Below are 18916 nucleotides of genomic sequence, written 5' to 3'. Positions count from 1 at the left end.
TAAAACAGCCGGTCAGACGACCCGGTGAGCCCCATAGCAGGCCCGAGTTATCGCCTTGTTAAGGGCAGACCGTACCTCCCTCTGGTGTGCAAGTGGGCAGGGGAACCAAGACGGTGCCTGCCGCGCCGGTGGAAACTGCCGGGCCAGGCAGGCTTCCGTCGGTTTGCGGCGCGGGCAGGGGTGTCACGGCCGCCGGGCGCGCCGCGTCCGGTCTCTCGACGAGGCGCGGCGTCCGCGCCTGCATCCGCGCCTCGACGCGTCTTTCGCCTTCAAGCACAGGCGCCTGGCCGGAAGGCGTCTCCATGCGGTAGACGGGACTGCCCGTTCGCCCGAGCCCGGCGTCGACCGCCGGGGGTGGCCCGTAGGGGTTCCAACTCGGATCGCCGATCGTGCCACTGATCGTGTAGCCGTAAACGATGGCCAACAGCGCGTTCTCCGTGGCGCCGGTGGCGCAATAGCGCAGCCGAGCCTGAATGGTGCCGTAACTGCGCAGCGGAGAGCGCTGGCTTTCCGGCGGACGGATCTGCTGCCAGGCATAGAGACAGGCGTCGCCGCCGTTCCCGCGTCCGAAGGCATAGCCGAACGGGCCATAGTTGTTCTGAAGGAAGTAGGGCGACTGGGTCAGGGCAACGCCTGGAATGGCGCGCCGCGCCTCGCGCATCATCTCCGACGCGCGAACCGCCGAATAGGTCGCTGTTCTCTGGTTGAGGCCGGCACCCGTCGGTCCGAAGAATGCGGCGCGAAGGTAGTTCTGTCCGGGTGTGGAAGCGGACGTGTGCAAATTGACATCTTGCTCGACGGCATTGCCGAAGCGCCGCTCCACCACGTTCAAGACCGCCGGGCCCCCGGGCGGCGGCAGGACGAGTGCGTTTTCGGTCGGCACGATTGCTGCGCCCGTCGGAACGCGTGCGCCTTCACGGGCCGTGCAGCCGGCAAGGGACAGAAACGCGAGAACGATAAAACCGACGGCCTTGCCGCTGCACCGCAAACTGGCAACCTCCAACCTTGCCTCCACAGCGGCGCACGTCTTCTCGAACGGGCAAGGCCGCTGCGGCACATTCAATCGCTGCACGTTTCGTTCAATCGGCTCGACTTTGCGAAACACGCAGTAGGCAGAAAAGGACGCGCGGAGCGCGCTCTGCCCGCATTTCAATCTTTATCCATCACGCGGCGACCACGAATCGCGATGGTCACCGCCAGTCTGTGAACCTGCATAGTGCAACTGGGGCGTTTTTCAAACCCGCATAAAAAGGAGCAGCGGACGCAGGCAGTCAAACGCGCCTGTTTCGTTGGCGAGGAGGTGACCAGGCTCTTGGTCCGCCGAGGAACATTTCCAAGCGATCGCGGTTCGTTTTGAAGGAGATTGGACGTCATGAACCTGAATTGCGAACGCAGCCTGTCCCTCTGGATGGCAACCGTCCCGGAACATCAGGCGCAACCGCTTGCCACCAATGGGCAAGCGGATGTGGCCGTTGTGGGGTCCGGCATCGCCGGCCTCTCGATCGCCTACGAACTGTGCCGCGAGGGCCAATCGGTTATTGTCCTGGATCGGGGCGCCCTCGCGCGAGGCATGACGGCTCGCACGAGCGCGCATCTCGCGTCCGCCCTGGATGACTTCTACCACAAGCTCATCGACCTGCGCGGTCTCGACGAGGCACGGCACTACCTTCACAGCCAGGTCGCCGCACTTGATCGGGTCGACCGGATCCAGGCGACGGAAGAGATCGACTGCGACTTCCGGCGTCTCGACGGTTATCTGTTCGCAGCGTCGGACGATGACGGTTCCATTCTCGAGCGGGAGATCGGCGCCTGTCACAGCCTTGGTTTCTCCGGCGTTGCTTGGGACGCGCTGCCGGTCGCAGAGGTCGGTCCCGAGCGTCGCTGTCTTCGATTTCCGGAACAGGCACGGTTCCATCCGCTTAAATACCTTAACGGGCTTATCCGCTGCGTCGAACGGGACGGCGGACGGCTCTACGCAGAGACACCGGTCGTGAGCGTCGAAGAGAAGGGCGGCGAAGCGATCGTCCGAACCCGGAACGGCTATGAGATCCGCGCGCGAGCGGCGGTCATCGCCACCAACTCGCCGATCAACGATTGGATCGCAATCCACACCAAGCAGGCGCCGTATCGCACCTATGTGATTGCCGTGCGGATACCAAGCGCCTCTGTTGTCGACGCGCTGTATTGGGATACGCTGGACCCCTACCACTATGTCCGCCTCCAGCCGTTGGACGCTGAACACGACTGGCTGATCGTCGGCGGGGAGGACCACAAGACCGGTCAGGCCGACGACCAGCGAGATCGGATAACGAGGCTCACAGAATGGGCAAAGGCCCATTTCCCGCAGATGAGCGACCCGGAATATGCCTGGTCCGGCCAGGTCATGGAGCCGGTGGACCACCTCGCCTATATCGGCCGCAATCCCGGAAACGAGAACATCTTCGTCGTGACGGGCGATTCCGGCGAGGGGCTGTCGAACGGCGTCGCCGGATCCCTGATCCTGCGCGACCTCATCCTGAAGCGTGACAACGCCTGGGCCGGCGTGTACCAACCCAATCGGATCTCGATCAGCGCGGCTGGTGAATACATTTCTGAAAACCTCACCATGCCGGCCAGTCTCGCCGAACATTTCACCGGCGGGGAATTGTCTTCGGTTGACGAATTGAAACCGGGCGACGGCGGGCTCGTTCGCCGTGGCGCCGCAAAGCTTGCCGCCTATCGCGACGATGGCGGCGAACTTCACGTTCGATCCGCGACTTGCACGCATGCCGGCTGTGTCGTGCATTGGAACGGCTTCGAAAGATGCTGGGACTGTCCATGCCACGGCTCGCACTTTTCGGTAGACGGCGAGCCCCTGAACGCGCCCGCCTTCAAGCCGCTTGCGGCGGCGCATGAATAGGCGCCCGGAGGGGAGACTGTTTCCGGAGAAAATGGCCGAAGAACCTGGCGGCTTTGTCCGTTCACAGCAGGTTGTTCGATAGGAACACGATCAGTGAGACGGTGAGTGCGCCACAACCCCATATATGATTGCATCGTTGTGGGTGGCGGCCCTGCGGGCCTCGCGGCAAGCGTCTATCTGGCGCGCCTCAATCGGCGTGTGGTCGTCGTCGACGAGGGGAATAGCCGCGCGTCGCTGATCCCGCGTTCCTACAATCACCCCGCCTTCCCGGATGGCGTGCCGGGCCAGGCGTTGCTTGACCGTATGCACGAACAGGCCAGCAGGTACGGGGTGGAACATGTCGCAGGCCGTGCCGATCTGTTGGAGCGGCTCGATGACGGCTTTCGGTGCATATCGGCCGGCCAAAGCATCCAGAGTCGTGCAATCATCTGCGCGACGGGCTTGGTCGACGTTCTTCCGCCTTGGCCGGACGCTACGGAACTCGTGCGACATGGCAATCTCAGGGTATGCCCGATCTGCGACGGGTACGAAATCAATGGCGCTCCTGTCGTTGTTATCGGCAACAGCCGGCGGGCGATGAAGGAAGCCGCGTTTCTGCTGTCGTTCACCGATGACGTGACGGTGGTGACGTTGGGCGCCGAACCGGAAGGCCTAAGTCCCGCAGTCATTAAACCACCCATTCGGCTGGTCACTGCCCAGCTGGCCCGTCACAGACCGGTTTCCGAAGATCGCATCGCGTTGGAATTCCTGGATGGGACCATGCTGGAGGCGGTAGCAGTTTACTCGGCGCTTGGGTGCAGGCCCCAGTCGCTTCTTGCGCGGGCCATCGGCGTGAGGCTTGACGAGGAAGGGCGCATACCGACCGATCAACATCAGCGGACAAATGTTCGCCGCTTTTACGCGATCGGCGATGTGGTGACGGGTCTGAACCAGATGGGGGTAGCCATGGCGCAGGGGGAGATCGCCGCAGTCGCCGCGCACAATGATTTGACGGAGGCTTTCGGCGATCCTTGAGCGGGACGTCCGTCAGGACGTGCCTGCCGGCCTCGCGCGTTTACGCGGCTGAAAGACGCCGCACCAGTCCGATCTTCTCGAGATCCGTTCGCAGCACTGGATCCAGAACAACCTTCCTCCAAAGCGGCCGATAGCCAAGCCGCCCATAGAGCTCAAGCGCCCGTTCATTGGCCGCCGCCACCTCGATCCGAGCCTCGGAATATCCCCGATCGAGGACCTGCGCCTCGAGAGCCCTTATCAGTGCCGATCCGGCACCTCGCCCCTCGAACGGCGGAGCCACCCAGATATCGCTGATGGTATCGTCGGCGTGCTCGCAAGCTCCGATCCCGCCAGCCTGGCCTTCGATCTCCGCCACGACGATACTTGAACCGATTTGTCGCAGAAACGGGACGAATGGGTTGTCTTTCTCGATCGCCAGCGCGATCTCGGCCGGTACCAAGGGTTTGATCCCCTTGCGCCAAGCCGCGAGGCCGATATGAGCAAGCGCGTCGACTTCGTCCGGTCGAGCGGGGCGTATGACGATCATTCGGGGTTTCCTCGGGAAATGCTCTGTACTACTGCATGATTCTTTAAATCGAAATCGATTTAAGGACAAAATCATGCAGCAGTTCAAAGTGCTACAGCGACCTTAGCGCGTCCGATTGGACGTGCGGCGCTGTAGAGCGGCCACTGCAGTCCTACAGCGCGGACCGGCCGGAGTGGGGCGAGCAGCGCGTCATCGAGAGAGCTTGTCCAGCGCTTCGCGAAGCGTTGCTGCGGCCTCTTCACGTTCGCCGGACGACATGAGTTCGGGCTCGGCATCGAGCTTCAGGTGCGGCAACTCCTTGTGGATTGTCTCGCAAGCGGCGCTGATATTGGCCCTGAAGTCGACGACGTTGAAGGTCGCGATCGGATAGGCAATGCCCTTGACGCGGACTCGCCCGACCTCCTCGCAATGGATCACGTCCTTCACCTGCGCGAAGGTCTCGTAGGAGATGAGGACCGATCCGGGCTCCGCTTCCTGTTCCAGCCGCGCGGCGAGGTTCACCGCTCCGCCAATGATCGTGTAGTCCATCCGGTCTTCGCTGCCGAAATTGCCGACGGTGCAGTAGTCCGTGTGAATGCCGATCCGGCAGCGCAGCGGCGACTCTATTCCGGCGCCGCGCCAGATCTCGCCAAGTTCGGCCATTCGCTTCTGCATGGCAAGCGCCATCGAAACACAGGCAATGGCGTCCGCCTTCACACCGTTTGTCTCCGGATCGCCGAAGAACATCAGGATGGCATCGCCGACATATTTGTCGATCGTCGCACCGAAGGAGAGGGCGATCTTCGACATCTCCGTCAGATACTGGTTGAGGAGTTGGGTGAGCTCCTCGGACTCCATCTTGTCGGTCGTTTCGGTGAAACCGGCGATGTCGGAAAAGCAGATGGTCAGCTTCTTGCGCTGGCTGGCGATGCTGACATCCTGCCGGCCGCTGAAAATCGAAGTGTAGACCTGCGGAGCGAGGTATTTGGCAAGCTTGCTCGAGAGTGCCTCGAGGGCTGCCGACTTCTCGGAAAGATCCTGTTCGCGGCGCTTCAGCTCCGTTACGTCGGAATAGACAGCCACCGTGCCGCCGCCCGAAATCCGGCGCTCGCTGATCTGGACCCAGCGGTCAGCACCGCGCTGCTGCAGGATCGTTCCAGCCGGATTGCGATGCGCTTCGATCCGCTCGGCGATCCATTCTTCCTCGCGGCCTATGGCGGCCTCGATCAGGCCACGGCCGGCCGCCGCGCGGATAATTGCCTCGAAGCTGCTGCCGGAAACGACGGCGTCATCCATGCCCGGATAGAGAATTTCGCGATAGCGGCTGTTGCAGAGGAGGAGCCGGTCTTCGGCGTCGTAGAGAGCGAAGCCCTCGGAAATGCTTTCGATCGCATCGATCAGGCGTTGCCGGGCTTCGGCGACATCGCGGAGGTTCTTCTCCTCGACCTCGATCGCCGTGTCGCGGAAGACGCGCAGCGCCTTGGCCATTCGGCCGATCTCGTCGCCGCCGGTCTCCGGCAGCGCCACACGCAGGTTGCCGGCGGCAATGGCAAGCATGCTGTGGCTGAGGCCAGCGAGACGGGCAAGCAGGTTGCGGTCGACATAGAGCCAGACGATCAGGATTGAGCTAAGCAGGCTGAGGAGGGCGGAGCCGAGCACGATGCCGGTGCCATAGCGCCGCACCGTCGCCGCTTCCGCGCCTGCCTCGGAGATATCTTTTTGCGCGGCCGTTACGAGGCGGTCCACGGCAAGCGTCAGCTTGCGCGAAAGCCGATCGTTTTCCGCCACCAGCTTCTCGCCCTCAGCCAGGACCGCCAGTTCGTCGCCGCGCGCCGCCGGGATGCTTCCCGGCCCGTCGATCAGCGCCTTGAACTCGTCGACGAGTTGACGGAAGCGTTTGCGCAATTGCTCGTCGAATTCAGGCGTGACAGCCTCCAGCGCACCGACCGACCGGTGCAGCGGAAACGCAAGCAGCGACAGGTCGCCGGCCGTCGGCACCACCGCGGCCTGCAGAAGCGTGTCGTTGATGGCCGCGATCTCCCGCTGTGCCGTCTGTTGCGGAATATAGGCCGCGATGGCCCGTGCCAGGTCTCTCGTCGCCGCCGCTTCCGCTTCGGCTGAAAGCGTTGGATCGACGGTCGCTGCCCGCCACCGCGGGACCTTGGAGTTCATCACGAGAATACCGGGCGCGACGAGGCGCTGGCTGGCATTTGTCGTCGCCGACAGGCGACGCAGCAGTTCCTCCTTGCGTGCCACCGCGGTCAGGCGGGCGGTGACGAGACCATCGAGGGCGTTCAGGTTGCGCCGCAGCCCCACGGCTGCCTCTTCGATTTCGGAGACGACCGCCGAGCTCAGCGTCGTACCTTTCAGTGCGGCAAGCAATTCCTCCAGGCGCGTCATCTCGATGCCGATCGCGGCCGACACCTCGCCGTGCCGGGCCCTGCTGGTCGAAGCAAGGACGGCGGGTGCGGTGGCGGCGACCCGTTCGGCGTGGCGGGAGAGTTCCAATGAGAGATGGGCGGAGGGGGCCCGGCGCGCCGTTACCCGTTCGAGCACCTGGCTCAGCTGCAGGAAAGCGTACAGAGCGCCTATGGTCGCGAGCACCGCGAAGGCACTGATGCCGAAGAAGGCGAACAGCAGACGACCGCGAATGCCGAGACGATCAAACATCGCGGCCCATCGCTCCGGCTGAGGCGGTCAACATCGTCCGCACGGGTTTTTTCTCAAAAGCGAGTTGCTGCCATCAGCGCTGGTTATTCCAGCGGCACGTACTCGCCACCCTTCCAAACATACCACACCCAATTCTGAACGGTGAGATCGCCCTTCTCGTCGAAATCGATGCGCCCGAGCACCGTATCGAACTGATATTTGCGCAGCGTTTCGGTGATCTTCTGCGGGTCCAGCGACCCCGCCTTCCGCACCGCCTGGGCCCAGACCTCGGCCGCGCCGTAGCTGTGCAAGGTCCAGGAGTCCGGCTCGAAATTCTCGGCCCGGAAGCGCGCGACGACGTCGGCCGCCTCGGCATTCCGGCGCGGATCGGCGACGAAGGTGAAGAGCGTTCCTTCGGCGGCCGGGCCGGCGATGAGGCCGAATGCCTCGGTCGCCGTATCGTCACCGGAGATCACCTGCACCGGATAGGCGCGCTCACGGGCGGCACGAACCATGAGCGCCGCTTCCGTGTGGTAGCCGCCAAGATAGAGCACGGCGATGCCTGCCGTTTGAAAGCCGGCGATCTCGGCCGAGTAATCGTCCTTCCCCGGCTCGTAACTTTGGTAGATCGTTTCGTTGACGCCGCGCTTGTTCAGCTGCTTCCTGGTCTCTTCTGCAAGTCCCTTGCCATAGGTCGTGTCGTCGTGAAGGATCGCGATCTTCTTGTCGCCCCAGTGGTCGGCCAGGTAGTTGCCGGCCTGCAAGCCTTGTGCGTCGTCGCGACTGCACACCCGGAAGACGTTGGCATAGCCTTGTTCGGTCAAGGTGGGATTGGTCGAGGACGGCGAGATCTGCACCACGCCGGCCTTGGCGTAGATTTTGGATGCCGGGATCGAAGCACCCGAGCAGTAATGTCCGATGACCAGAACGGCCTTGTCGGCGACCAGCTTCTGGGCGGCCGCAACGGCCTGCTGCGCATCGCAAAAGTCATCGGCCACGATCAGCCGGATCTGCTCGCCGAGCACGCCGCCGGCGGCATTGATCCGGGCAACGGCCATCTCCGCGCCGCGCTTCAACTGCGTGCCGGTCCAGGCGAGCTTGCCCGTCATAGGGCCGGCGACGCCTATCAGAATTTCCGCTTGAACCGGAAAGCCGAGTGTGGAAGCCAGGATGGCAGCAAGGACGAGAGGCCGGCGCATGCAACACCTCCGCCTGCAATATACTCTGGATGGTGAGGTGCGGCTACTTGGGTGAGCTCCCCGGGCGTTCAGCGGTTGATCGGCGGCCCCTCCGCGACATGGGTCCGATACTGCGGCAGGTCATCGGTGATCGTGAACCAGGGCGCCTTCGAGCCGACGAAAATGTGCTCGCTCGGCCGGATCGTCGGTTCGTCGGCGAGCGGGCCGAGCGCGACATGCACATAGGCGCCATCACGGACGACCGAATAGAGGAAGGACCCGCATTTGCCGCAGCGGGCGTCGTGGGCGTTCTCTTGGCCGTAAGTCTGCAGCCGGTCTGTCCCTTTGGTGACGCTGAACTTCTCCCGCTCGATGCCGGCAAACGGCTTGAAAGCCGACCCGGTCGTCCGCCGGCAATCGGTGCAGTGGCAGTTTGCCGCATAGCGGAATTCGTCGGCGACGACGTAGTGAACAGAGCCGCACAGGCACCGTCCGGCGAGCATGCGGGCTGTCGTATCCGTCATTGTGCTCCTCGTGGCAATCAGGCTGCGGTTCTGTCGAGACGCAACCACGACACCGAGCCGACCGGAATGCAATACTTCGCGGGACGATACTGGATTTCAAGCATGAGCGCGACCGCCCAGGCCCCGGGGCGCGCCGTGGAGAATGGTTCGCATGTGTGGTCACGGCTTCACATCTACGGATCTGCCGTCTTGCGCCGCCTGTCGAGCCAGCGCATGGCGGGAGTGACCGTCAAGCCGTGCGTGACGATGGAGACCAGCACGATGAGGGCGACGGCGGACCACATGAGGCCCACTTCTTCGAATCTCGCCAAGCCGGTTGCAAATGCCAGATAATAGATCGAGCCGAGGCCGCGGATCCCGAAGACTGCGATCGCGGCCCTTTCTCCCTTGGGCAAGGTCGACGGCAGGCTCACCCATCCGGTGGCCGGGCGGGCGATCGCCAGGACGAATAGGGCAAAGGCGACCACGCGCCAATCAAGCTCGGCAATAAACTGTCCGAGGCTGACGGCGGCTCCGAAGCAGACGAGAAGCACCATCATCAGGAGCCTTTCGATCTGCTCGGCGAAGTCGTGCAGTTCCTTGTGAAAATCGTGATTTCGCTCGACGGTGCGGAAGGACAGCGCGGCGACGAACACGGCCACGAATCCGTAGCCGTGAACGAGTTCCGTCAGGCTGTAGGCGAGGCAGGTGATCCCTAGGGCGACGAAGCCGTCGCCGGTGCGCACCAGCGCTGCCCCTTTGGGCAGGCGAAACGTGGCAAAGCCCAGTACCTTGCCGAGGGTCCACCCCATCACGACTCCGGCAAGAAGCCGCCACAGGACATCGACGAGCAGCCAGTGGGCGAACCAGTCAGACCGATCGGAGGCTAGCGCGATCGCAATCGCCAAATACACGAACGGGAAGCTGAGGCCGTCGTTCAGGCCGGCTTCGGATGTGAGTGCGAACCGGACTTCGTCCTCCGTCCCGGTCTGCGGCGGTCCCACCTGGACATCGCTCGCCAGGACCGGATCGGTCGGCGCCAGGCAAGCGGCCAGCAGAATGGCGGAAGCGGCCCCCAGACCGAGGATCCAGGAGGCGCCGACAGCCATCACGGCAATCCCCAGCGGCATCGCAATGCCCAGAAGCCGCCAGGTGAGAGCCCAGCGGCGCAGGCCGACCGGGCGGTCGATTTTCAGCCCGGCGCCCATCAGCGAAACGATGACGGTCAATTCTGTCATGTGCTCGATCAGAAGCCGGCTGTCGAACGAGGCGAGATCGACGCGCGGGAGGAGGAGGGTTTGTCCGGCGAGGGCACCGATTGCAATGCAGAAGATGGGCAGTGAAAGCGGCAAGCGGCGAAAGGCCATGGGAATCCAGGCTGTGAGGAGGATCACGAGCCCGAACAGTCCAAGCGTAATGTCGTAGCTTTCCATCTACGCCTCTCGATGTCTTGGCGCATCGAGAGCTGGATCGGGATCGAAGGGTCTTGAAAAAGAATTCGCGAACATGGTGGCTCCGAAAACGCGTGGCGAGTTGGTCGGAAACGCGCCCGTCACCTGTGTCGTTCCCCGCCGACGCCCATCACCGGTCATTGATAAAAGGGAGATCTGGAATCAGGCGCTTCGCGCACCGATATCAACATGACCAACAAAGCTGCTTTGATTGGAGGGTCAAAGGAGATGCAGATGCGCTTTTCGGATCTCGCCATTGACGACCACGAGATAGCGATGCTCCGGCGCGTTCATGCCTATGCATGTTCGCTCAGGGAACTGGAGCCGGAAAGTGAGGAGGGTGCGCGCACAGGCAGGATGCTCTTCCACCTCTACCAGCAGGGCGTAAGGAGCGAGCTCGCTCTGAAACGGATGTTGACGACGGGCGATACCGCGCCCGGGATAGACACCGATTAGCGGCTGTCTGCACGCGCCGGCGCTTCGCCCTCGGCGTCGAGGCATCTGGGCGTGGGAACGCTGCCGCAAGGGCGTGCCGCCCTGCGTGAACAATTGCCGTGCTGAAGCGTTTTCCTTCAACCTCACAACGACGTGGAGGAAGTAGCATGCGTCGCGACATGCAGCGTTACATGATGATCGAACTGATCGCCCTCATCGCTGCGCTTGCCGTGGTCGCCGCGGTCATGGTCGTCACGCTGCTTCCAGGCTGACATTTCGCGGCAGCCCGGGTGCGGTGCCGACTTCCGATAAGCTGATCGGGAGGGTCTTGACGCTAGCGCAAGTGACCAATGAACGAGTACCAGAGAGAATTCATCCCCGCAAACGCCTATGACGTACAGCGCTTGCCCTATGCAAAGCGGCTTGAGGAGCTGTCGCCGGGCGAGTGTATCTGGCCGATCAATGGCGGGGGGCCCTATCTCTTCTGCGCCGCCAAGGCTGTCGGAAAATACTGCCCGCATCATAAGGCAAGACTGATACAGAAGAAGGGTACGCATTCCCACCAATGAGCGCCACTGCGGACTGACCGTCGCCGGAATGGGGCACGCGGTAGCGGATGTGCCGTCGTTTTTCCGATCGGTCGATGTCCTCGACCGGCAAAATCCGTGCCAGCGCGGAACAAGCAGTTCTCCCGAGGGTTGGGCGGATCGCGGGTGCTTGAGGCCCGGCAAGACACTGGACGCTCCGCCATGAGCGCGAAAGAGGCCGATCTTACAAAAACTATGGAAGCCGCCGAGCCGGGCAGGGGGCGGAGTGCCGCCACGCCGGAAGAAATACCGGCGAAGGGGATACGTGACGTCTTCTGGCGTGTGGTATCCGAGATCTCCGAGGAGCGTGTCTTCCTGATCGCGGCAGGGGTCAGCTTCTACCTGCTGCTGGCGCTGTTTCCGGCCCTTGGTGCGCTGGTCTCGCTTTACGGTTTCGTCGCAAACCCATCGGATATAGGGTCGCATATGGCCGTATTGGACGAGCTCTTGCCGCCCGGCTCCTTCGATCTGATCGCCGATCAGTTGAAGTCCCTGACCACGCAGAAGGCATCGACGCTCAGCCTTGGCTTCATCGGCGGCCTGTTGGTGTCTCTGTGGAGTGCCGCCAACGGCATTGCTGCGCTCTTTGACGCGATGAACGTCGCCTATGGCGAAAAGGAGAAGCGAGGCATCGTCTCACGAACGCTCCTGTGTCTCGCCTTCACCTTCGCCGCACTGCTTTTTGCCGTCATCCTCATCGTGGCGATCGGCGTCCTTCCGGCCATGCTCGCCTATCTATGGCTGGATCGCTGGGTCGAGATCCTGACCAGAGTGGCGCGGTGGCCGGCCATTCTGATCCTCGCCACCCTCGGCACGGTCCTGATCTATCGCTACGGGCCGAGCCGCGAGCGGGCGAAGCTGCGGTGGCTGAACTGGGGTGCCGTATTCAGCACGTTGCTCTGGCTCGCCGCTTCATGGATATATTCCTACTACCTGGAAAATTTCGCCAATTACAACGCTACCTACGGCGCTCTTGGCGCGCTTATCGGTTTCATGATGTGGGTCTGGATCTCCATGGTCATCCTGATTACAGGCGCTCTTCTCAACGCCGAGCTCGAGCATCAGACTGCTGTCGATTCCACTACTGGAGAGCCCTTGCCGATGGGTGAACGCGGTGCCTACGTCGCCGATACGCTCGGGAAGACTGCGGACTAGGCTTGATAGGAATTTGGCGGGAAGCTTTTGACGGTGCCCCCCTATGGGGAACGACAGGAATGGAATTCAGTACCTCTCAGCCGGTGCAGCTTGGACGTGAATTCGCCGATGAGGCGGCGGGCGTCCTGCGGGTTGCGTTTGACGATCGCCTTCCCTCGCTTGCAGGTCTCCACACACCGGAGGAAGATAGTTGGTTCTTCAGGAACAGAGTGTTTCAGGACTGCTCCGTGTGGGGAGTATTCGAGCGCGATGTACTGGTCGGGATGATTGCTTTTCGGCCGGAATGGATTGACCAGCTCTACGTTTTGCCGGCGCATCAAGGGCGTGGCATTGGAGCATCGCTCCTGAACGTCGCTCGGACAGGCGCCGCGCAGCTGTCGCTTTGGACCTTTCAGTGCAACCGGGGAGCGCGTCGCTTTTACGAGAAGCATGGGTTCATCGCCGTTGAGGAGACGGACGGCAGCCGAAACGAAGAAAAGGAGCCGGACGTCCTCTACCGGTGGGTGGCAGAGTAGAAACAGGACCGCTTGGGTTGCCACGCATCTTTGCAGTAGGAGCGATCGCTTTTCTGCCCTCCTACGCGCCGCCCGCCGCCACCGCCAGGAAGGTTTCGTCGAGCACCGCGATCAGATGATCCGCGTCGCGCTTCGAAAAAATCATCGGCGGGCGCATCTTCAGGACATTGTCGTGCGGCCCCTCGGTGCCCATCAGGACGCCGCGCTGCCGCGCACCGTTGCAAACCGCCCGGGCGATCTCGGTGGCGGGCGCCTTCGTCCTTCGGTCACTGACGAGCTCGATGCCGAGGAACAGGCCAAGGCCGCGAACGTCGCCGATGACATCGTAGCGCATCTGCATCTTGCGGAAGGCTGCGACCAGATAGTTGCCGATCTCGAAGGCATTGCGCCGCAGCTCCTGCCTCTCCATGACATCGAGGACGGCGAGGCCGACGGCACAGGAGACCGGGTTTCCGCCGAACGTGTTGAAAAACTCCATGCCGTTGTTGAACGAGCTGGCGATCTCGCGGGAGGTGACGACCGCCGCCAATGGGTGTCCGTTGCCGATCGGCTTGCCCATGGTGACGATGTCGGGGACGACCCCCTGCGTCTCGAAGGCCCACCAATGGCTGCCGACCCGCCCGAAGCCAACCTGTACTTCGTCCGCGATGCAAACGCCGCCCGCTTCCCGCACCATGCGGTAGACTTCCTTGAGATATCCGTCCGGGAGGAAGACTTGGCCGGCGACGCTCGGAATGGACTCGGCCAGGAAGAAGCCGGGCGCTTCGCCCTTGGCCTTCATGGCCGCTATCAGTTCGGCGACGCTTTCGGCAAAGCGTTTCCCATGCTCCTCGACCGGCCAGTCGGCCGGCGCGTGGTAGCTGTCGGGTACAGTCGCCACATGGACATGCGGCTTCTGTCCTTTGCCGCCCTTGCGGCGGAACTTGTAGGCGCTGATATCGATCAGTTCCTGCGTCGTGCCGTGATAGGCCCAATCGAGGACGATGGCGTTTTCCCGGCCCGTATGGGTGCGCATCAGGCGCAGCGCGAGACCGTTCGCTTCCGAGCCGCTATTGACGAAGCCGGCGACCGCCAGTTCCTTCGGCATCGTCGCCGTCAGTCGTTCGGCATAGGCGACTATGTTGTCGTGCAGGTAGCGCGTATTGGTGTTGAGCGCCGCCGCCTGCAGCGCCATCGCTTCGACCACCGCCGGATGAGCGTGACCGATGTGGCAGACATTGTTGAAGCAGTCGAGATAAGCGCGGCCGCGATCATCGATAAGCCAGACCCCTTCGCCGCGCACGAACTTGATCGGCTTGTCGTAGGAGATCGACAGGTTCGGCAGCAGAAGCGCCTTGCGAAGCCTGACGATCTCCTCATGCGAGCGGCCGCTGCACTTGAAGAATTCCTCCGCGATGCCGGCGAACAGGCTCGGATCCGGAAAGAGCTCCGCCCAGACATCGAGGTAGCGCTCCTCGCCAACGCCGAGGATCTCCGTCGCCGAAAGATCCGTATCGGTGGAAATCTGCAGATGCAGGTGCGGCGCCCAGCCGCCGTTCTCCTCCGGCATGCCCATTTCGCCGACGAGCGCACCGGCCTCCAAACGGTCGCCGGCCTTCAGCCGCCCGACGGCCTCATGGGCAAGGTGCCCCCAGAGCGTCAGGAAGGGTGGGCAGTTGGCCGGCTCGTGCCGAAGGGCGATCAGGCAGCCGTAGCCGAGGGGCTCCCGTTCGACCTCGACGCTCACCACCGTCGCCGCGAGCGGCGCGTAAAGCTTCGTACCGGCCGCCATGAAGAGATCGAGGCCCAGGTGGCGCGTACGGCGGGCATCGTCGATCAGGCGCGACACGAACATCTCGCCGGAATAGACGGTGCGGGCTTCGCCCCACGGGCCGATGCCAAGTTCCACGCCCGTCTTGCGGCAATGTTCTTCCCAGATGAACTGCGCATCATGCGGCCGCGCCTCCGCCGAACTGACGGTCATCGGATGCGCCGGGTCGCCATAGGGGACGAGATCGGCCCGATAGGTTGCGGCAGGGCGGCCAAGGAGCGGCAGGAGGCTCTTGCGGTTCTGCTCGATCCAGGCGCTGGCGGCGCGCGCGCCGCGAACCGCCTCGAAACCACAGGCGTGCCTGAGAATCGCGGTTGCGAAGCGCGGCTGCATGGCGTCGAGCTTGCGCAGGAGCGTCCAGGCGGGCCGCTCGCTGATCGCGAGGTAAGGATTGTCACCGGCATGCGTCCGGCGCGACGCTGAGATCGTCACGGAGGTCACCAGCCGCATGGCGATCAGATCGAAGAGGAGATCGATCTCCTCTTCGAGAAGCGGGTATTCGCCATGGAAGCCGCGGGCGATCGCCGCAGCCGCACCGATCGGATCGGGGTGATCGAGCCCGGCATAGGCGGCAGCGATCGCCACCTCGGCGATGACCGGCGCGTAGAGAGCATCCCCGAGGTCGATGATGCCGGATATGCGATCCCGATTGTCGGGGTCTACCAATATATTCCAGTCGTTCGCATCATTGTGAATGATCGACGCACGCAAGGTCGCAAAGCGCGGGGAGACCTGTTCTTCAAAACGGGCGAGAAAACGCCCGAGCAGGGCACGGTCGCTCTCGTCGGCAACATGGTGCAGCCGGTCGGCGGAGCGGCCGGCCTTGCGAATATCCCAGTCGAGGTCGCGAAGCGCGCCCGGATGCATGAAACCCCGGAGCGAGGCATCGAAGCGGCCGAGCATCCGCCCGAGCGATTCCAGAGCCGCTTCGCTTCGGTCGGACTGGGCAAGCGGAACGCCCGGTACCCAACTGACTAGCCGCAGGCGGTGGGCAGCGCCGCGGGCACTCGTCGTTTCGGCGAGGCTCGCTGACGAGAGCGTCGGATGGAGGTGGGGAACCGGAAGGTCGCCCGCATTTTCGCCGATGTGTTTCAAGAGCGCCGTCTGGAAATCGCTTTCCACCGCCGGCTCGGCGGCGTTGATGATCTTCAGGATGAAAGTCCTGCCGTCGTCGGCGGTCACTTTGAAATTCTGGTCCCGCTCGCTGTCGAGCGGCACGAGCGTCCCTTTGAGCCCGAAGTGCTGCGCGAGGAGTGCGCCGGCTTCGTCCAGGGATAATTCCGGTTTTGTGTTCAGCATGTCGTTCATGGGACCTCACTCTCGCGGCGAGCGTCGCATGCCGCCGAATAGCGCGCATCCGGCAATCCGCCGGTTGCGCCGCCACTTTGTTCGTAATAACCGTCATCTTGTCGGCGTTGCCGAAGGAGTTCTCAGTGCAGACTATCGACGCTACGGACCGGACGATCCTCAGCATTCTGAGCCGCGAGGCGCGCATCCCCATGAAATCGCTCGCCGGCCGTATCGGGCTGTCGCGCAGCGCGACCGCCGAGCGGGTCGCGCGGCTCGAAAAGACTGGGCTGATCCGCGGCTACCGCGCCGATATCGGCCAACTGGAGGAGGGGCAGATCGAGGCGTTCCTGATGGTGACGCTCAAGCGCACACCCTCGCTCGGTGTGCTGGACAGGCTCGCCGGCCTTTCGTCGGTGCGGCGGGTTTCCTCCGTCAGCGGCCAGCTCGATCTGGTGGTCGAGGTGAGCGTGACATCGATCAATGCCCTGAACGAACTGCGCAACGACGTCGCCCAGTTCGAGAATGTCGAGGACCTGACGACCTCGATCGTCTTGCGCCGAGAGATCGAGCGGAGCTGAGGCGGCGCGGTTTGAGCCGGTCGGACTCCTTTTATTGACAACCGCCCTTGAAAACTTCGCTCACCTGTCATCCTCGTTGTTTCTGCCTCGAACGGCGGCGTCTGATGGGCGTCTTAGTCCGAGCCCGCGGATTTTTTCTTTCAAAGTCCGATGTCCAGCAAGCGCTTCCGACCCAGCGAGGCAGATGTCGGCCGGTTTGTCGCGAGCTTTCAGGAGGCCGTGTTCACAGGGAACCTGGACAATCTCAAGAAGATTCTCGCCGACGATGTCGAACTCGTGACGGACGGCGGCGGAAAGGTGACGCCGCTCTCAACGTCGTCACCGGCGCAGACAAGGTGGCGCGCCTGCTTCTTGGGCTGGCCAACAAGAATCTCTCCCGCCAGGTCGCGGCCAGCCCCGCAATCATCAACGATGCGCCGGGGCTCATCGTGACGCTCGACGGCCATTTGGATCAGACGCTGAGCATCGCGCTCGACGGTGCCGGCCGCATCGCCGGCATCTCCCGACAAGCTCACCGGTATCCCATCCCCATTGACCGCGTCTGACCGGTCGTGCGTTGCGTGAAGCGCCGGCCGCCCGTCTAAAGCGCGTCGCGTTCAAACGTACTCACGCGGCGCGCTTTAGGTCTTTGTTTTTGTGCATGTCGTCATCCCAGAACCGCTGCACACTTTTGGGCGACATGTCATTAGGCTCCTCACGAGATTTCGATTTTACCCTTGCGGTCGTGCGCAATACGCTTGAGCCCTGGACATATCCAAGGGAGGTTCGCCATGAAAGGCATGGCACTTATCGCAACCGCATTGGCCTTTTCGCTCACCTCGGTCCATGCTCAGGACACGTCGATGAGCTTCTTCGTCACCAGCGCTAATCCGGGCAAGGGCGGCGATCTCGGGGGGTTGGCCGGCGCCGATGCGCATTGTGGCGTCCTGGCGGCTGCCGGCGGCTCGACCGGCAAGACCTGGAGGGCATATCTCTCCACAGATGCCGAGAATGCCAAGGATCGCATCGGTACGGGACCTTGGCACAACGCCAAGGGCGAAAAGATTGCCGACGACGTCGCTTCGTTGCACGGTGACAGCAACAATCTGACCAAACAAACTGCGCTCAACGAAAAGGGCGAAGTCATCAATGGCCGGGGCGACACGCCGAACCGACACGACATTCTGACCGGCACCAAGCCGGATGGAACCGCTGCCGCGGAGACCTGCGGCAACTGGACCATGGGCGGCGCAGAGGGTGCGGCAATCGTTGGTCATAGCGACCGCACCGGGTTGGACGACTCGGCCGCCGCCAAATCCTGGAACTCCTCCCATCCTACGCGTGGCGGCTGCACCATCGGGGCCTTCAAGGGCACCGGCGGCGACGGCCTCTTCTATTGCTTCGCGACCAATTGAGGATCGGCCGCGGACGCCGGGCCGGACCGCGGTAGTGACTCAAAGCGGCTGCATTCCCCTGCGGGAGGGCAGGGGAAGCGGAGCCTGAGCTGGTGGGGCGCAACTGAAAGTGTGGACATTCTCCAGCGATCCGGCGCGCGGGGTCTCACTCCGCAGCTTCGACGAAGCGGTGACGCTCGTAGAGGAACTTGAGCACCGCTTCGCGACATTTCAGGTACGTTCGATCCGAGGCGAGCTCGATGCGCCGGCGCGGGCGGGCGAGCGGCACGTCGAGGATCTCGCCAATCCGCGCCGACGGTCCGTTGGTCATCATTACGATGCGGTCGGAGAGCAGAACGGCTTCGTCGACATCATGCGTGATCATCAGGACCGTATTGCCGAGCGTCGCGTGGATCTGCATGACCTGGTCCTGCAGATGGGCGCGGGTCAAGGCGTCGAGCGCGCCGAAGGGTTCGTCGAGAAGCAGCACCTTCGGTTCCATGGCGAGCGCCCGGGCGATGCCGACGCGCTGCTTCATGCCGCCGGACACTTCGGAAGGGCGCCTGTCGGCGGCGTGGGCCATCTGCACCAGCTCGAGGTTGCGCATGGTCCATTCATGGCGTTCCCGCTTGTTGCGCGTCGCGGAAAAGACCTTGTCGACGGCGAGCCGGACGTTCTCATAGACCGTCAGCCAGGGCAGCAGCGAGTGGTTCTGGAAGACGACGGCGCGGTCCGGTCCCGGCTCGTCGACCACCTTGCCGTCGAGGAGCACCACGCCGCTCGTCGCCTGCGTCAACCCGCCGACGATGTTGAGCAAGGTTGACTTGCCACAGCCGGAATGGCCGATGATCGAGATGAACTCGCCTTTTTCGACGGCAAGAGACACCTGTTTCAGGACCTCGGTGCGCGTTCCGCCGCGTTCGAAGGTCTTGTCGATGAGTTCGAGCGAGAGATAGCTTTTGGTCATGGAGGAT

At 63.1% G+C, this 18916-nt stretch carries 17 protein-coding genes; 9 read left to right on the top strand and 8 right to left on the bottom strand.

The annotated features are described in order from the left end of the window. Positions 1–58: 58 nt before the first annotated feature. On the bottom strand, positions 59–1003 hold the full coding sequence (bcsN, locus tag NGR_RS07350) for a cellulose biosynthesis protein BcsN (protein WP_164923954.1): 945 nt from the start codon (positions 1001–1003) through the stop codon (positions 59–61). 369 nt (positions 1004–1372) lie between these two features. Between bcsN and NGR_RS07345 the strand changes: the two genes are divergently transcribed. Both NGR_RS07345 and NGR_RS07340 read left to right on the top strand, forming a co-directional pair. Beyond that, entirely contained in the window at positions 1373–2899 is a 1527-nt protein-coding gene (locus tag NGR_RS07345; protein ID WP_015887616.1) for an FAD-dependent oxidoreductase, read from the top strand. A 105-nt stretch (positions 2900–3004) separates the two neighbouring features. After that, positions 3005–3913, top strand: coding sequence for an NAD(P)/FAD-dependent oxidoreductase (locus tag NGR_RS07340; protein WP_015887615.1), 909 nt, complete (start codon positions 3005–3007; stop codon positions 3911–3913). 40 nt (positions 3914–3953) lie between these two features. Here the strand turns inward: NGR_RS07340 and NGR_RS07335 are convergent, their stop codons facing one another. The 5 genes from NGR_RS07335 to NGR_RS07315 all read right to left on the bottom strand — a co-directional run bounded on the left by NGR_RS07335 (position 3954) and on the right by NGR_RS07315 (position 10181). After that, on the bottom strand, positions 3954–4439 hold the full coding sequence (locus tag NGR_RS07335; RefSeq protein ID WP_015887614.1) for a GNAT family N-acetyltransferase: 486 nt from the start codon (positions 4437–4439) through the stop codon (positions 3954–3956). 189 nt (positions 4440–4628) lie between these two features. Further along, positions 4629–7088, bottom strand: a complete 2460-nt coding sequence (locus tag NGR_RS07330; protein ID WP_015887613.1) for an adenylate/guanylate cyclase domain-containing protein — start codon at positions 7086–7088, stop codon at positions 4629–4631. Positions 7089–7171: 83 nt separating this feature from the next. After that, complete coding sequence (locus NGR_RS07325) at positions 7172–8266, bottom strand: branched-chain amino acid ABC transporter substrate-binding protein (protein ID WP_015887612.1); 1095 nt, start codon at positions 8264–8266, stop codon at positions 7172–7174. A 68-nt stretch (positions 8267–8334) separates the two neighbouring features. After that, the gene (locus NGR_RS07320) at positions 8335–8769 is read right to left on the bottom strand and encodes a GFA family protein (protein ID WP_015887611.1); all 435 of its coding nucleotides are present in this window, start codon (positions 8767–8769) and stop codon (positions 8335–8337) included. Positions 8770–8942: 173 nt separating this feature from the next. Beyond that, complete coding sequence (locus NGR_RS07315; protein ID WP_015887610.1) at positions 8943–10181, bottom strand: cation:proton antiporter; 1239 nt, start codon at positions 10179–10181, stop codon at positions 8943–8945. A 246-nt stretch (positions 10182–10427) separates the two neighbouring features. On the opposite strand from NGR_RS07315, the gene NGR_RS07310 reads away from it, so the two are divergent. From NGR_RS07310 to NGR_RS07295, 4 genes are all read left to right on the top strand, one after another. Continuing rightward, complete coding sequence (locus NGR_RS07310; protein ID WP_164924098.1) at positions 10428–10655, top strand: hypothetical protein; 228 nt, start codon at positions 10428–10430, stop codon at positions 10653–10655. Positions 10656–10984: 329 nt separating this feature from the next. Further along, positions 10985–11203: a hypothetical protein gene (locus NGR_RS07305; protein WP_015887608.1), complete on the top strand. Its 219-nt coding sequence runs from the start codon at positions 10985–10987 to the stop codon at positions 11201–11203. 180 nt (positions 11204–11383) lie between these two features. After that, positions 11384–12376 (top strand): YihY/virulence factor BrkB family protein, encoded by a 993-nt coding sequence (locus tag NGR_RS07300; protein WP_015887607.1) that lies wholly within the window; start codon positions 11384–11386, stop codon positions 12374–12376. A gap of 59 nt (positions 12377–12435) precedes the next feature. Then, the gene (locus NGR_RS07295) at positions 12436–12891 is read left to right on the top strand and encodes a GNAT family N-acetyltransferase (protein WP_015887606.1); all 456 of its coding nucleotides are present in this window, start codon (positions 12436–12438) and stop codon (positions 12889–12891) included. Positions 12892–12952: 61 nt separating this feature from the next. Here the strand turns inward: NGR_RS07295 and NGR_RS07290 are convergent, their stop codons facing one another. Next, positions 12953–16009: an aminotransferase class III-fold pyridoxal phosphate-dependent enzyme gene (locus tag NGR_RS07290; protein ID WP_015887605.1), complete on the bottom strand. Its 3057-nt coding sequence runs from the start codon at positions 16007–16009 to the stop codon at positions 12953–12955. 77 nt (positions 16010–16086) lie between these two features. Here NGR_RS07290 and NGR_RS07285 point away from each other — a divergent pair, with 77 nt between their 5' ends. The 3 genes from NGR_RS07285 to NGR_RS07275 all read left to right on the top strand — a co-directional run bounded on the left by NGR_RS07285 (position 16087) and on the right by NGR_RS07275 (position 17963). After that, a complete protein-coding gene (locus NGR_RS07285) occupies positions 16087–16569 on the top strand; it encodes an Lrp/AsnC family transcriptional regulator (RefSeq protein ID WP_432654006.1) in 483 nt (160 codons plus the stop codon). Positions 16570–16904: 335 nt separating this feature from the next. Then, positions 16905–17114 (top strand): hypothetical protein, encoded by a 210-nt coding sequence (locus NGR_RS07280; protein ID WP_164923953.1) that lies wholly within the window; start codon positions 16905–16907, stop codon positions 17112–17114. 225 nt (positions 17115–17339) lie between these two features. Continuing rightward, the gene (locus NGR_RS07275; RefSeq protein ID WP_164923952.1) at positions 17340–17963 is read left to right on the top strand and encodes a hypothetical protein; all 624 of its coding nucleotides are present in this window, start codon (positions 17340–17342) and stop codon (positions 17961–17963) included. A gap of 145 nt (positions 17964–18108) precedes the next feature. Here the strand turns inward: NGR_RS07275 and NGR_RS07270 are convergent, their stop codons facing one another. Then, positions 18109–18909, bottom strand: a complete 801-nt coding sequence (locus NGR_RS07270) for an ABC transporter ATP-binding protein (RefSeq protein WP_015887600.1) — start codon at positions 18907–18909, stop codon at positions 18109–18111. Between the last annotated feature and the right edge of the window lie 7 nt (positions 18910–18916).

This window comes from Sinorhizobium fredii NGR234 (assembly GCF_000018545.1).
Lineage (GTDB): Bacteria > Pseudomonadota > Alphaproteobacteria > Rhizobiales > Rhizobiaceae > Sinorhizobium > Sinorhizobium fredii_A.
The sequence above is the reverse complement of the archived record's forward strand: the minus strand, read 5'-3'. Positions and strand labels throughout refer to the sequence as shown.

Excerpts from the sequence above, each read along its gene's own strand:
- NGR_RS07325 (WP_015887612.1), bottom strand. The coding sequence starts at position 8,266 with ATGCGCCGGCCTCTCGTCCTTGCTGCCATCCTGGCTTCCACACTCGGC.
- NGR_RS07320 (WP_015887611.1), bottom strand. The coding sequence starts at position 8,769 with ATGACGGATACGACAGCCCGCATGCTCGCCGGACGGTGCCTGTGCGGC.
- NGR_RS07310 (WP_164924098.1), top strand. The coding sequence starts at position 10,428 with ATGCAGATGCGCTTTTCGGATCTCGCCATTGACGACCACGAGATAGCG.
- NGR_RS07290 (WP_015887605.1), bottom strand. The coding sequence starts at position 16,009 with ATGAACGACATGCTGAACACAAAACCGGAATTATCCCTGGACGAAGCC.
- NGR_RS07345 (WP_015887616.1), top strand. The coding sequence starts at position 1,373 with ATGAACCTGAATTGCGAACGCAGCCTGTCCCTCTGGATGGCAACCGTC.
- NGR_RS07295 (WP_015887606.1), top strand. The coding sequence starts at position 12,436 with ATGGAATTCAGTACCTCTCAGCCGGTGCAGCTTGGACGTGAATTCGCC.
- NGR_RS07275 (WP_164923952.1), top strand. The coding sequence starts at position 17,340 with ATGAAAGGCATGGCACTTATCGCAACCGCATTGGCCTTTTCGCTCACC.
- NGR_RS07330 (WP_015887613.1), bottom strand. The coding sequence starts at position 7,088 with ATGTTTGATCGTCTCGGCATTCGCGGTCGTCTGCTGTTCGCCTTCTTC.
- NGR_RS07305 (WP_015887608.1), top strand. The coding sequence starts at position 10,985 with ATGAACGAGTACCAGAGAGAATTCATCCCCGCAAACGCCTATGACGTA.
- NGR_RS07300 (WP_015887607.1), top strand. The coding sequence starts at position 11,384 with ATGAGCGCGAAAGAGGCCGATCTTACAAAAACTATGGAAGCCGCCGAG.
- NGR_RS07335 (WP_015887614.1), bottom strand. The coding sequence starts at position 4,439 with ATGATCGTCATACGCCCCGCTCGACCGGACGAAGTCGACGCGCTTGCT.
- NGR_RS07315 (WP_015887610.1), bottom strand. The coding sequence starts at position 10,181 with ATGGAAAGCTACGACATTACGCTTGGACTGTTCGGGCTCGTGATCCTC.
- NGR_RS07270 (WP_015887600.1), bottom strand. The coding sequence starts at position 18,909 with ATGACCAAAAGCTATCTCTCGCTCGAACTCATCGACAAGACCTTCGAA.